We start from the raw sequence: 12,745 nt of genomic DNA, 5'->3' as shown, positions 1-12,745 counted from the left end.
ATTGCCTAAAACCTTCCTAATATTGAGCAAAAAATAGGAAAAATCAGAAAGGTTTTGCATTTTGAAAATGAGATTGAGCATAAAATTTTAGTAACCTATGTTATTGCAAAGGTCTCCAATCAGTTTTTCATTGACTGAACAGGAGCCGGGATTCTGCCGCCTCGGTTGACGAACACTTCGCATGAGCCTTCTTTGACCGGCATAACAGGTGCGTAGCCCAACAGGCCGCCAAACTCAACGCTGTCGCCGACGGTTTTGCCGGTTACAGGAATAATGCGCACGGCGGTGGTTTTGCTGTTGATCATGCCGATGGCGGCTTCGTCGGCGATGATGCCGGAAATGGTATGCGCAGGCGTATCGCCGGGGACGGCAATCATGTCCAAACCAACGGAGCAGACAGCAGTCATGGCTTCGAGTTTGTCCAACGTCAGTACACCGGCTTCTGCAGCGGCAATCATGCCTTCGTCTTCGGAAACGGGGATAAACGCGCCGCTCAGGCCGCCGACCGCGCTGGAAGCCATCATGCCGCCTTTTTTCACGGCATCGTTCAGCAATGCCAAGGCAGCCGTCGTGCCGTGCGTACCGCAGACGCTCAAGCCCATTTCTTCAAGGATGCGCGCCACCGAGTCGCCGACGGCGGGGGTCGGTGCCAGCGACAAATCAAGAATACCGAACGGGATGCCCAGTATTTTCGAGGCTTCGCGACCGATGAGTTCGCCCACGCGGGTAATTTTGAAAGCAGTTTTCTTCACTACTTCCGCAACTTCGGTCAATGTCGTTGCATCTGAATTTTCCAACGCGGCTTTTACGACACCCGGGCCGGATACGCCGACATTGATAACGGCGTCCGCTTCGCCCGCACCGTGAAACGCGCCCGCCATAAACGGGTTGTCTTCCACCGCGTTGCAGAACACGACAATTTTAGCGCAGCCGAAACCTTCAGGCGTGATTTCAGCCGTACGTTTGATGGTTTCACCTGCCAGCTTGACTGCATCCATATTGATACCGGCACGCGTGCTGCCGATATTGATGGAGCTGCACACGATATCGGTAGTCTTCATGGCTTCGGGAATGGAACGGATCAGCACCTCATCCGAAGGCGACATACCTTTTTGCACCAACGCGGAAAAGCCGCCGATAAAAGACACGCCTATCGCTTTGGCAGCTTTATCCAAAGTTTGCGCCACGCTGACGTAAGAATCAGCATGGGTGGCCGCGGCGATTTGGGCAATCGGCGTAACGGAAATGCGCTGATTCACAATCGGCACGCCGTATTTGGCAGACAGATATTTTGCCGTTGCTACCAAGTCTTTGCCGACTGTAGTGATTTTGTTGTAAATATTTTGGTTCAACACATTGATATCGCTGCTGATGCAGTCGTGCAAATCAATGCCGATGGTAATAGTGCGCACGTCAAAATTCTGGTCGGCCACCATTTTGACAGTTTCTAAAATCTCGCCGGATTGAATACTCATGACTCTCCCTCCGACTTAAATACGGTGCATGGCTTGGAAAATTTCTTCGTTTTGCATACGGATATCAAGCGCGAGTTTTTTGCTCTCTTCCGCAAACAAATCCAAAACTTCTTGACGCGATTTGGTGCATTTTGAAGTGTCTACCAAAATAATCATGGTAAAAAAATCGTCCATCAGCTGTTGGCTGATGTTGAGAATATTGATTTGGTTTTCCGCTAAAATTTTGGAAACGTCGTACACAATGCCCACACGGTCTTTACCGATGACGGTGATGACTGAATTGTTCATAACGCTGTTTCTCCTCATAGGATATTTGAAAAGTGTTGACAATTATAACACTCAGGCCGTCTGAAAAACTGTTTCAGACGGCCTGAGTATTCAAATTTCAATTTTAATTATCGCCCTGCTTTCAAAGCCTGCCATAGGCGAACGCTGAGTTTGCTCGCATCGGTTGACTTGGGAGAGACGATGAAGCTTTTTTCCATCAATTCTTTACTTGGGAAAATCGATTCGTCAGAGGTGTATTTTTCATCCATCAAATTACGCGCCGAACGGCTGGCCGGAGCATAAGTCACATAGTTGCCGTTTTTGGCCGCTGTTTCCGGATTGAGCGTGTGATTGATGTATTTGTGTGCATTAGCCACATTTTGCGCATCACGCGGAATCATCAGCGAATCCACCCAAATACCGACGCCGCTTTTCGGCGCCAATACTTCGACTTCGACGCCGTTTCCGGCTTCTTTGGCACGGGTTTTGGCAATATTGAGGTCGCCGCCATAGCCTACCGATACGCAAAGATTACCGGCCGCCATATCATCGATATAGCCCGACGAGGTAAAGCGTTTGATGTCGGGACGCACTTTTTTCATCATATCGACTGCGGCTTTGATGTCGTCAGGGTTTTCGCTGTTCGGATCTTTGCCCAAATAATGCAAAGCCAAAGGAATTTGCTCGATGGCGCTGTCGAAATAGCTGATGCCGCAGGATTTCAATTTTTGGGTGTATTCAGGGTTAAACACCAAATCCCATTCGTTTTCAGGCAACTTATCCGTACCCAACGCCTTTTGAACCTGCTGCTTGTTAATCGCCAGCGTATTGATGCCCCAGAAATAAGGGACGGCATATTCGTTGCCCGGATCGACGGTTTCCATCATTTTCAACAAATCGGGATCGATATTGGCGTAATCGGGAATTTGCGATTTGTCGATTTTTTGATACGCGCCGGCTTTAATCTGACGGCCGACATTGGCAATAGACGGCGCAACCAGATCATAACCCGACTTGCCGGTCAGCAGCTTGGCTTCCAGCGCTTCGTTGCTGTCGTAGTAATCGTAGCGGACGTTGATATGCGTATTTTTTTCAAACGCAGACAGCGTGGCCGGATCGACATAATCCGACCAGTTGTAGATATTGAGTTTATCCGTTTGAGAGGAAGAAGTTTGAGTTTGAGATGCGGAAGATTCTGCGGCGGTTTCTTTTCCACCGCTACACGCAGTCAAGACGAGGCTCACGATTGCCGCCGCCATCAAAGATTTTTTCATGGTTTCAGACCTTTTGTTCGGGGGGTAAAAATATTGCAGCGGTGGCAGATGCCACTTACAAAAGGGAAACTGTGGGGGCGGTCGGCATGTGTCCTTTGCCCTTGATTCAGCAAGGTTTGCATTAAACGGCAAAAAGCTTTTGAATGCAAGACCTTAAAACAGAAAAAAATTTCATTTTTCAGACGGCCTGAAGCTATGGTTTTATTCATAAACAACATTTTTTCAGAAACGGTTTCATGCCGTCTGGAAAAAACTGTGGGCTTATTCAGACGGCCCCAAGATTTGTCAAAACCGCCCAATTTGTGGGAAAATTGCACGATTGAATTTAATGAAGGGCGACCCCGTGTTAGACAGAGAAGGCTATCGCCCCAATGTCGGTATTATCCTGATTAACGAACGAAACGAAGTCTTTTGGGGCAAACGCGTACGCGAACATTCATGGCAGTTTCCGCAAGGCGGCATCAAGCCAGGCGAAAGCCCTGAGACCGCCATGTACCGCGAGTTGTACGAAGAAGTCGGCCTGTTGCCGCAACATGTCAAAATTATCGGCCGCACGCGCGACTGGCTGCGCTATGACGTTCCCAGCCATTGGGTGCGCCGCGAATGGCGCGGTTCGTATCGCGGACAAAAACAGATTTGGTATCTTTTGCGTTTGGTCGGCCGCGACAGCGACGTCAACCTCCGCGCCTGCCATCATCCTGAATTCGACGGCTGGCGCTGGCACCAATACTGGGCGCCGGTTGACGAAGTCATCGACTTCAAGCGCGGCGTGTATTTGGACGCATTGACCGAACTCTCCCGTTTCTTGCGCGGCATAGAAAGCTATGAAGACTTTATCCGTCGCAATCCAATAGAAAACCTATAACCCAAACGCTTTCAGGCCGTCTGAAAGCGTTGTTTTTCATCTTTTCAGACGGCCTTTACATTATTCCTATGGCTAAAAACAATCAATACAGCGAATCCAGCATTACCGTCCTCAAAGGCTTGGAGCCGGTCAAAGAACGTCCCGGTATGTACACTCGTACCGACAGCCCGACCCATATCTGTCAGGAAGTGATTGATAACGCGGCGGACGAGGCGTTGGGTGGTTTCGCGACTGCAATCGACGTGCAAATTCATGAAGACGGTTCGCTTTCCGTCCGTGATAACGGCCGCGGCATTCCCGTCGGCCTGCACCCTGAAGAAGGCGTACCCGTAGTCGAACTCGTGTTCACCCGTCTGCACGCAGGCGGCAAGTTCAACAAAAAAGACGGCGGCAGCGCGTATGCCTTTTCAGGCGGCCTGCACGGAGTCGGCGTATCTGTTACCAACGCCCTTTCCACCCGCCTTGAAGTAACGGTCAAACGCGAAGGCAAAGTCCACCGCATCGTCTTTTCCGGTGGCGACGTCATTGAGCCATTGACTGAAGTGGGCAAATGCGCCGTCAAAGACAGCGGCACCGAAGTGCGCGTGTGGCCGGACGGCAAATATTTTGAAAGCCCGAATTACAGCATTCCCGAACTTGAACGCCTTCTGCGTGCCAAAGCCGTGCTGCTGCCTGGCGTGCGTGTTTCCCTGACACGTCCGGTCAAAGGCGAGGACGAAGCGCACACCCAAACCTGGCACTACCCCGACGGTCTGAAAAGTTATCTGACCGACCTGATTGCCGACGCGCAAGAAGCCGTGCCTATCTTCTCTTGCGAAAACTACATTTCAGACGGCCACAACGGCGATTTCAGTATCGGCGAAGGCGCAGCATTTGCGCTGACTTGGCTGGAAGAAGGCTCGTGCGCCAACGAAAGCTACGTCAACCTCATCCCCACCCCACTGGGCGGCACGCACGAAGCAGGCTTGAAACAAGCCGTGTTCAACGCCGTCAACAACTTCATCAATCTGCACAATCTCTTGCCTCGCGGAGTGAAAGTACAAAGCGACGACGTTTTCAGCAAAACCGCCTTCGTCCTCTCCGCCCGTGTCCTCGACCCTCAGTTCCAAGGTCAAACCAAAGACAAGCTGACCAACCGCGATGCACTGAAACTCGTTGCTACCGTATCGGGCGACCCTTTGGAATTGTGGCTGAACCAAAACGTGGACTACGGCAAAAAAATCGCCGAACTCGCCATCCGTCAGGCACAAGCACGGATGCGTTCGGTTAAAAAAATTGAAAAGAAAAAAGGCAGCGGCGTCGCTGTCTTACCCGGTAAGCTGACCGACTGCGAAAGCGAAGACATCCGCGAAAACGAACTCTTCCTCGTCGAAGGTGATTCTGCCGGCGGTTCAGCCAAACTTGCTCGCGACAAAGCCACCCAAGCCATCCTGCCCCTGCGCGGCAAAGTGCTCAACAGCTTTGAAGTCCACCCCGACCAACTCTTCGGCAACGCCGAAATCCATGATATTTCCGTTGCCATCGGCGTTGATCCGCACGGCATCAACGACAATCCCGATTTAAGCGGCCTGCGCTACGGCAAAATCGCCATCCTGTCCGATGCCGATGTGGACGGTTCGCATATTCAGGTTTTGCTGTTGACCCTGTTCTACCGCCACTTCCCGAAACTGGTCGCTGACGGACACATCTACGTCGCCCAACCGCCGCTATTCCGCGTCGATGTCAATGCTCAAGGCAAAAGCAAACCTGCCCGCAAATTCTACGCCCTCGACCAAAACGAACTAGATAGCATTTTGGAGCGACTTCAAAAAGAAGGTGTTAAAGAAACTGCTTATTCCATCAGCCGTTTCAAAGGCTTGGGCGAGATGAACCCCGACCAGCTCAAAGACACCACCATGCACCCCGACACCCGCCGTCTGTTGCAGGTACAAATCCCAGAAGGCGCAGATGACGAAACACGCGACATCTTCGTCAAACTAATGGGCAAAGGCGAAGCCTCCGCCCGCCGCGCATGGATGGAAAAAGAAGGCGATACGGCAGAATTGGATATTTAATCCATTGTTTCAATAGACTAAAGGCCGTCTGAAACTTTCAAAGTTTCAGACGGCCTTTTTTTTTAAAATCATCAGAATTTAAGGTTAAACAGTATTTCAATATCCTGTTACTTACCTGCTTCTATTTTTGCAGCTGAATTGTGTGTTTAAGACAAATAAAAAAGCACTGATATAATCAGTGCTTTTTAAATAATGGCGCGGCGGACGGGGCTCGAACCCGCGACCCCCGGCGTGACAGGCCGGTACTCTAACCAACTGAGCTACCACCGCGCATCCACTGTCAAAGACAATGAAAGGAAACTTGGTGGGTGATGACGGAGTCGAACCGCCGACATTCTGCTTGTAAGGCAGACGCTCTACCAACTGAGCTAATCACCCGATAAGCAGACATTAAATCAAAAAATCAGGCTACGCGCAAGGTTTTTATTTAAACAAAAATATATCCCATTGAAAGAATATAGAATATTTTATTTACCCACAAAAATTACCGTTATGCCCATCTATCAATCGAAAATCAAATGCCCCAATTTATCCGCCTTAGTATGCAGATAACGCTCATTTTCCACATTTTCGCCGACATGCAATGCAATCCGTTCGACCACATTAATGCCGGAATCTTTCAATGTTTGGATTTTTTCAGGATTATTGGTCAACAACTTGACTTCACGAATATGCAGATAATCATAAATCTGCTTAGCCAAAGTGAAGTCGCGTGCATCAACAGGAAGGCCGAGCGCTACATTGGCCTCGACCGTATCCAAGCCCTGATCTTGCAGACGATAAGCACGGATTTTGTTTATCAAACCAATGCCCCTGCCTTCTTGGCGCAAATATACGATAACGCCACGCCCTTCTTTCTGAACAGCCTGCATCGCCGCTTGAAGCTGAGGGCCACAATCACATTTCACTGAAAATAAAGCATCACCGGTCAGGCACTCAGAATGAATACGCGACAACACAGGCAGGCCGTCTGAAACATCGCCCATTGTCAATGCGACATGTTCCTGACCGCTCTCTTCTTCAAAGCCGTGCATGGTAAATTCGCCCCATTCCGTAGGCAAACGGCATGACGCGACAAACCTCAACTCATTACTCATTTTCCGCTTCCTCGTTTTCAGTCACGCCCAACAGGTTTTTCAAAGAATCCGTCAAGGCCAAGGCAAGGGCAATCCAAGACACCAATACTTCGTCAGGCGCGCCGTCTTTGACATCAAACTCAGCATGTACCACACCCAAAACCGCACCGCTGGGCATACAGACAGGAACTGAAATCTGGCTCAAACCGGGATGATTGCGTTCGTCCGACAATTCACCAATTTCCTGCCAATACGCCACATTCTGACAAACATTCATCCAGCCGCTTTGCGCCGTACGCACAGCCAAAAAAGCCTGTCCGGCTTGCTCGTCAATTGGAATCACATTTTCCAACGGCACGCCCCAACGGCTCAGTCGAACCAGCGACAACGCGCCATCTTTCGGGAAGGCTGTATAAACCGCTGCGCTTTTCAAATTCTCGGTGCGCTCGGCAACCGAATCCAAAGCCATAAAAATCTGTTTCAGCAACAATTCATGTTCGGCATCAACATAATCCGCCAACTGCCAACCGTCTTCAGACGGCCACAAAATCGAACGCTCAACCGAAGCATTGCCCATTTTAATCACAGCTTGGGCAGTCAAATAAGCAACATGTATCTCATCCGCAGGCAACTTCAAACCTTGCGTCTGCAAAAAATCTTTAATCAATAAAGCAGGCATCAGCCCTTCCTCACCAAATGGAAAGTTGAGGCCGTCTGAAAACAAACCCTGCTTTCAGACGGCCAGAATAAACCATTATATAAGGGATAAGCCGAAAAATTCAAGCAAACAAGACTTTGCACCCCCATTAATCTTGTGTATAATCCACGGTTCAAATTAGTGCGGACGTGGCGAAATTGGTAGACGCACCAGATTTAGGTTCTGGCGCCGCAAGGTGTGAGAGTTCGAGTCTCTCCGTCCGCACCACCCAACCCCTTTTAGGGGCTTTTTTTTCGTCTAATCAAATCTAACACAGTAATCAAGATTCAATACTGGCAAGGCTTTCAGGCCAATATACCCTTTGCCAAGTGTCCAAATCCCCACAATGCCGTTTAATTGAGTAAAGCACAAAATGTGGGTATGATTCAGGGGATCAGCCAAAACCACTGTAAAGCATACCCACAAATGCCACTAAACGACCGCCAAATCAAAGCCGCCAAGCCGTCTGACACTGGAAAGAAAATCAAGTTATTTGACGGTAACAGTCTGTATCTTGAAGTTACACCAGCGGGCGGGAAAATATTCCGCATGAGATACCGCACAAATGGCAAAGATAAAGACTTCACTATCGGAAAATATCCGGCCGTTTCACTGGTAGAAGCCCGCCAAGCCGCCGAAAACGCCCGCCGCATGATTGCACAAGGGCAAGACCCTACCAAAGCCAAGCAAGAAGCCAAAGCAGCCCGACAAGCCGCCTTGTTAAATACTTTTGAGCATTTGGCCAAGCAATGGCACAAGGACAATTTGCCCCGCTGGAAAGAACATCACGCAGAGCGGATCATGCGTTATTTGAAAAATGACGTTTTCCCAGTCATTGGGGAAATCCCCGTTAATGAAATCAAGGTAACCCATATCAAAAACTTGCTTGATGACATTATGGCAAGGGGCGTTACTGATACCGCCGACAAAATCAGGGGCTGGATCGGGGCGGTTTTTGACTATTCCGCCATGCTGGAAATATCAGAAAACAACCCCGCCCGCCTGTTGAAAAATCACATTCCTAATTTACCCACCAAACACAAACCCGCCCTGCCCCGTGAAGAATTGCCGGAGTTTTACCGCCGCCTGATACTGGCAAACAATATAGAGCGGCAAAACAAAATTGCCATCATGCTGGTTATGCTGGTGTTTGTGAGAAATAACGAATTACGCGGCGGCCAGTGGGAAGAAGTGGACTTTAAAAACAAACGTTGGATTATTCCCGCCGAAAGAATGAAGCACGAAAAGATGAAGCCGAAGCCCGCTTTATGTGTGCCTCTTTCTGATTGGGCAATAGAGCTACTTCAAGAGTTACACACGCTGACAGGGCATAGCCGGTTTATGTTTCCAAGTAGAACCAACGTAAACCGCCATATCAGCGAGAACACACTAGGAAAAATCATTAACGAGAAACTAGGCTATAAAGGCAGAGCAACGCCGCATGGCTTCAGAGCAGTAGCAAGTAGTCTGCTTTATGAAAACAACTTTAACGGCGGCGCGATTGAAACACAGCTTGCCCACGTTGAGGAAAACAAAATAAAGGATTCATACGCCTACCAAGCCGATTATATGCCCCAGCGTATCGAGTTTATGCAATGGTATAGCGACTATTTACGGGAGCGATACAACCAGGCATTACAGATGATTCAAAAAGACAAGGCAGATTAAAAAATCCCTATGCGCGTGAGTAAATATACTGGTTACACTGGTTACCACAAAACTTTACAAATATAACTATATGAATATAAATATAAATACAAAGAAAAAGCGGTGACCAGTTAACGTAAATTTACTGGTTACCAACTGGTTACCACTGGTTACCATTTTATATTCACTTGGTTATATCAAGAAATAGAGGCGACAACACGCATTAAAGGCCGTCTGAAATATCTATTTCGAGTTTCTGAGTTATTTTTGCAATACTAATTTAAGAGAGCAAAAGATGAAAAAGCCTAATTACTGCCCTGATTGGTTTGATATTAGCTTGTATGATGGGTTGTCTGATTTTTCCCGCGATGAACTGTCAATGGCGTTATGGTCCAGACAAATGAATTACCGCATTACAAAAAAAGAGTTTGATGCCGTCAGTCATCTTACAGACAAAGAGAAAGAAGAGGTAAGAGTAAACGCTTTAAACTGGTTGAAAGGTTGTGCTAATGAGTGGATTGCACAACCTATTAAGCACAAAAATAGCGGGAATAGAATGAATTACAACCCGCTGGAAGTTGAGACGAATATTCTTCGTGATGTTACTTGGGGTGATATAGCTAGGCTTCATACTGAATCATATGTGGAAATCCCTGAAATGAGAAAATTTGTACAAGAAACACGCCAAATACTAGAAGAATGTATTAAAGATCTTGAAACTGGAGTAAATATACATACAGACTGGCTTTCCCCCGATAATATTCTACCGGAGGATATGCCGTCTCAAGATGTAAAGGCAATAAATAACCTGTTTGATATGCCTGTTTCTGAAACGTCAAATTACAGCACCATGATTCATATTGACCTGGGTTTGAGTGATGAAGTGCTGGAAATGGCATTTAAGCAAAAACTGAAAGAGCTTAGACAGCAAGAAGAACGCGAAAGGACGCGTCGTTTTTCAGATGCTGAAATCCGAAAAATGATAGATTATCGCGTTTTTGCTTTTATGGATTTATACGTTTACAGCTTTATCGTAGAACGCAAATTTACTGATGTTGAAATGGCGGCAATGATTTACCCACCAAGCAATAACGCCCCGCTTGATTTTGATGCGGTAGATAGGATTGCAAGAACTGTAAGGCCTAAAGCAATGGAGCTTTTAGAAAAAACAAATGCCCGCCTTTTACTGTAATAAACCGATTTAATTTATACCCACATGAAAAAATAAAAATTCATGTGGGCATTTTTTTATCTGAAAATTTGCACACATGAAATGTTTTTATTTTATAACACCATGAAAATAAAAATATTTGTGCATTTTATATCTATGTAGAGCCGGTTATATTTGTGACTGTCATACAACCGCAGCTAAGAAAGGCAAAGCATATGAATACAGTATTAAGAGTAAACGATACCGCCCGCGTTATGGGCGTTTCACGAGCGACTATTTGGAATTGGGCAAACCCTAAGAGCCGCCATTACCGCCCTGATTTTCCTAAGCCTATCAAACTTTCAGACAACATTACCGGCTGGCTTTCCAGTGAGATTGAAGAGTATCTCAACAAACTGGCAGCCAAACGCGAAGAATAGGAGTTTTCGGAGCAATACGCGCCCGCGCGAAGAATCAACGGGAATATATCCCTTTAGTCAAAATAAAACCGCCTGAATAGAGGGCTATTCAGACGGCATGGAGGAAAAATCTGATGAAAGCTAATTATACCAACCACAAGCCCAAAACGCCAAGCCAAAGAGAGCGAGTTTTAGCCCGATTGAGAAAAGGGAGCGTTACTTCATGGGAACTGGCACAGATGGGCATACTTAGCTATAACACACGCATTATGGAGCTTCGCAGGGCGGGGCATGAAATCATAACCGTGATGGAAGAAGTAACAAACCAATTTGGCGAAACCGTGAAGCGTGGACGGTTTGTATTAATCAATTAAATCAGGAGCTTTAGATATGAACATTGAATATGCAAAAACAGTTTTTGCAACCCGTCAAAAATTACTTAAAGAGGAAGAGGATAAATGCAGTGAACTGACTGCCCAAATTGAAGCGGCTGAAGCCGGCGTTTCAGAGGCGGAAGCGGTGATCAATGAATTTGCGGGGCTGAGAAGCAAGCGCAAAGGAATATTTGCCGATTTATTGAAGATGGGTAAACCCACAAACACCGAAGAAGCCAAAGAGCTTGATTCAGAGATTGCCGCCAAGCGAGAAGAGGCAGACCGCGCCGCCGATGTACTGGAAGTACAAAAAGAACTGTTGGAAAGCCTATTTAATGACCGCCGCCAACATCTGAACCGCATTTCAGAGCTTCGCAATTTGCTGGCCGTTTCCCGCTATGAAATGTTTATTGCCGGTATTGAAGAGACCCACTTGCCTGAATATTTGGAGACCGCCCGCGCCTATGCCAAAGCCGCCGCGAAACTGGCAGGGATCGGTAAGGCCGCCATTGAAATGAGAACGAATCTTCAGGAAAACGGTTTGCGGCCTGATTGCCGAAACTATGGGGAATTTATGCCGAATCGAATAATTGATTTACGTTTGCCCGGCTTCTTCAACATGATGGACAACACCGGCGGGGAAGAAAACGCTATTTTCGACATCTTTAAAGATATGGAGAAAGAAAAAGAAGCGGTTTTCAATAGCTTGAAGTAGTAACACCCAAACAGCCGCCCAAAGGCAGAAAACAGCTATTGGGCGGCTTTTTGAAAGGATTAAGACATGACACCAAAGCAAGAACAGTTTGCCCGCCTGTATGTGGAAACAGGCAATGCAAGCGAAGCATACCGGCAAGCCTACAACACCGACAACATGAAGCCCGAAACGGTAACGAATGAAGCCTATAAGCTGCTACAAGCCCCCGATATTTCCGCGATGGTAGACGACCTCAAGGCAGAGGCACGGCAACGCCACGCGGTAACGGTGGACGACCTGTTGCACGAACTGGAGCAGGCACGGGCGGCGGCACTGACAGCCCCAACACCGCAAAGCAGCGCGGCAGTATCGGCAACGATGGGCAAGGCAAAAATGCTTGGCTTATTGGTGGATAAGGCGGAAATCAAGGCAGAGGCGGAAATACAGGAAAAGCCGAAAAGCCGTATTGAAGCTGTTGACGATTCACTCACAGAGGAAGAGAAGCAGGCAATTTTAGATTTAGCCGTTAAAACATGCGGCGGCAAATGGGACGCGGTAACCCTTGCAGACTTAGCCGCTGTTACCGGGAAAGACCCTGACAAGGTTTATTTTGCCGTTTTGCTTGTTACGGCACTGGACGAAATATCATGTTAAATCGCCCAATCCTGTAAAAAACCATTTGACAGATTGAGCTTTGGGAAGCAGAATTAAGTTTCTCTCACAAAAAACATAAGCCCAAATCAGCAGGGTAAC

13 protein-coding genes and 3 tRNA genes are annotated in these 12,745 nt (G+C 47.6%); 9 read left to right on the top strand and 7 right to left on the bottom strand.

Annotated elements, in window-relative coordinates:
• Nucleotides 1–119: 119 nt before the first annotated feature.
• The 3 genes from O3682_RS07320 to O3682_RS07310 form a co-directional block, all read right to left on the bottom strand.
• On the bottom strand, nucleotides 120–1,475 hold the full coding sequence (locus O3682_RS07320; protein WP_300483275.1) for a PFL family protein: 1,356 nt from the start codon (nucleotides 1,473–1,475) through the stop codon (nucleotides 120–122).
• 15 nt (nucleotides 1,476–1,490) lie between these two features.
• Complete coding sequence (locus O3682_RS07315; RefSeq protein ID WP_003680574.1) at nucleotides 1,491–1,763, bottom strand: ACT domain-containing protein; 273 nt, start codon at nucleotides 1,761–1,763, stop codon at nucleotides 1,491–1,493.
• 107 nt (nucleotides 1,764–1,870) lie between these two features.
• Nucleotides 1,871–3,016 carry a polyamine ABC transporter substrate-binding protein gene (locus O3682_RS07310; RefSeq protein WP_371509326.1) on the bottom strand — a complete coding sequence of 382 codons (1,146 nt, stop codon included), beginning with the start codon at nucleotides 3,014–3,016 and terminating at the stop codon, nucleotides 1,871–1,873.
• 328 nt (nucleotides 3,017–3,344) lie between these two features.
• On the opposite strand from O3682_RS07310, the gene O3682_RS07305 reads away from it, so the two are divergent.
• A complete protein-coding gene (locus O3682_RS07305) occupies nucleotides 3,345–3,881 on the top strand; it encodes an RNA pyrophosphohydrolase (RefSeq protein ID WP_070461986.1) in 537 nt (178 codons plus the stop codon).
• Between the two features lie 68 nt (nucleotides 3,882–3,949).
• Nucleotides 3,950–5,935 (top strand): DNA topoisomerase IV subunit B, encoded by a 1,986-nt coding sequence (gene parE, locus O3682_RS07300; protein ID WP_371509323.1) that lies wholly within the window; start codon nucleotides 3,950–3,952, stop codon nucleotides 5,933–5,935.
• Between the two features lie 193 nt (nucleotides 5,936–6,128).
• On the opposite strand, the gene O3682_RS07295 is transcribed toward parE, so the two are convergent.
• The 4 genes from O3682_RS07295 to O3682_RS07280 form a co-directional block, all read right to left on the bottom strand.
• Nucleotides 6,129–6,205: transfer RNA gene (locus O3682_RS07295), tRNA-Asp, on the bottom strand.
• A 32-nt stretch (nucleotides 6,206–6,237) separates the two neighbouring features.
• Nucleotides 6,238–6,313 (bottom strand) — tRNA-Val (locus tag O3682_RS07290).
• A 125-nt stretch (nucleotides 6,314–6,438) separates the two neighbouring features.
• Entirely contained in the window at nucleotides 6,439–7,032 is a 594-nt protein-coding gene (gene ribA / locus O3682_RS07285) for a GTP cyclohydrolase II (protein WP_371509321.1), read from the bottom strand.
• Nucleotides 7,025–7,690, bottom strand: coding sequence for a hypothetical protein (locus tag O3682_RS07280; protein ID WP_371509319.1), 666 nt, complete (start codon nucleotides 7,688–7,690; stop codon nucleotides 7,025–7,027). The genes ribA and O3682_RS07280 overlap by 8 nt, the downstream gene beginning before the upstream one ends.
• Nucleotides 7,691–7,851: 161 nt before the next feature.
• Between O3682_RS07280 and O3682_RS07275 the strand changes: the two genes are divergently transcribed.
• From O3682_RS07275 to O3682_RS07245, 7 genes are all read left to right on the top strand, one after another.
• Nucleotides 7,852–7,936, top strand: a tRNA-Leu gene (locus O3682_RS07275).
• 198 nt (nucleotides 7,937–8,134) lie between these two features.
• Nucleotides 8,135–9,376: a tyrosine-type recombinase/integrase gene (locus O3682_RS07270; protein ID WP_371509374.1), complete on the top strand. Its 1,242-nt coding sequence runs from the start codon at nucleotides 8,135–8,137 to the stop codon at nucleotides 9,374–9,376.
• Between the two features lie 274 nt (nucleotides 9,377–9,650).
• Nucleotides 9,651–10,547, top strand: a complete 897-nt coding sequence (locus O3682_RS07265; protein WP_371509317.1) for a DUF6387 family protein — start codon at nucleotides 9,651–9,653, stop codon at nucleotides 10,545–10,547.
• Between the two features lie 194 nt (nucleotides 10,548–10,741).
• A complete protein-coding gene (locus O3682_RS07260; RefSeq protein ID WP_070583855.1) occupies nucleotides 10,742–10,945 on the top strand; it encodes a helix-turn-helix transcriptional regulator in 204 nt (67 codons plus the stop codon).
• Between the two features lie 113 nt (nucleotides 10,946–11,058).
• Complete coding sequence (locus O3682_RS07255) at nucleotides 11,059–11,298, top strand: helix-turn-helix domain-containing protein (RefSeq protein WP_371509315.1); 240 nt, start codon at nucleotides 11,059–11,061, stop codon at nucleotides 11,296–11,298.
• Nucleotides 11,299–11,314: 16 nt separating this feature from the next.
• Nucleotides 11,315–12,013, top strand: a complete 699-nt coding sequence (locus O3682_RS07250) for a hypothetical protein (RefSeq protein WP_371509313.1) — start codon at nucleotides 11,315–11,317, stop codon at nucleotides 12,011–12,013.
• Between the two features lie 66 nt (nucleotides 12,014–12,079).
• A complete protein-coding gene (locus O3682_RS07245) occupies nucleotides 12,080–12,646 on the top strand; it encodes a terminase small subunit (protein ID WP_371509311.1) in 567 nt (188 codons plus the stop codon).
• Nucleotides 12,647–12,745: the final 99 nt, after the last annotated feature.

Origin of the sequence: Neisseria sp. 27098_8_112 (assembly GCF_041433235.1) — a bacterium.
Lineage (GTDB): Bacteria > Pseudomonadota > Gammaproteobacteria > Burkholderiales > Neisseriaceae > Neisseria.
This window is presented reverse-complemented; position numbering and strand designations above follow the sequence as displayed.

Coding starts and splice junctions, on each gene's coding strand:
- O3682_RS07320 (WP_300483275.1), bottom strand. CDS start 1,475: ATGAGTATTCAATCCGGCGAGATTTTAGAAACTGTCAAAATGGTGGCC.
- O3682_RS07315 (WP_003680574.1), bottom strand. CDS start 1,763: ATGAACAATTCAGTCATCACCGTCATCGGTAAAGACCGTGTGGGCATT.
- O3682_RS07310 (WP_371509326.1), bottom strand. CDS start 3,016: ATGAAAAAATCTTTGATGGCGGCGGCAATCGTGAGCCTCGTCTTGACT.
- O3682_RS07305 (WP_070461986.1), top strand. CDS start 3,345: ATGAAGGGCGACCCCGTGTTAGACAGAGAAGGCTATCGCCCCAATGTC.
- parE (WP_371509323.1), top strand. CDS start 3,950: ATGGCTAAAAACAATCAATACAGCGAATCCAGCATTACCGTCCTCAAA.
- ribA (WP_371509321.1), bottom strand. CDS start 7,032: ATGAGTAATGAGTTGAGGTTTGTCGCGTCATGCCGTTTGCCTACGGAA.
- O3682_RS07280 (WP_371509319.1), bottom strand. CDS start 7,690: ATGCCTGCTTTATTGATTAAAGATTTTTTGCAGACGCAAGGTTTGAAG.
- O3682_RS07270 (WP_371509374.1), top strand. CDS start 8,135: ATGCCACTAAACGACCGCCAAATCAAAGCCGCCAAGCCGTCTGACACT.
- O3682_RS07265 (WP_371509317.1), top strand. CDS start 9,651: ATGAAAAAGCCTAATTACTGCCCTGATTGGTTTGATATTAGCTTGTAT.
- O3682_RS07260 (WP_070583855.1), top strand. CDS start 10,742: ATGAATACAGTATTAAGAGTAAACGATACCGCCCGCGTTATGGGCGTT.
- O3682_RS07255 (WP_371509315.1), top strand. CDS start 11,059: ATGAAAGCTAATTATACCAACCACAAGCCCAAAACGCCAAGCCAAAGA.
- O3682_RS07250 (WP_371509313.1), top strand. CDS start 11,315: ATGAACATTGAATATGCAAAAACAGTTTTTGCAACCCGTCAAAAATTA.
- O3682_RS07245 (WP_371509311.1), top strand. CDS start 12,080: ATGACACCAAAGCAAGAACAGTTTGCCCGCCTGTATGTGGAAACAGGC.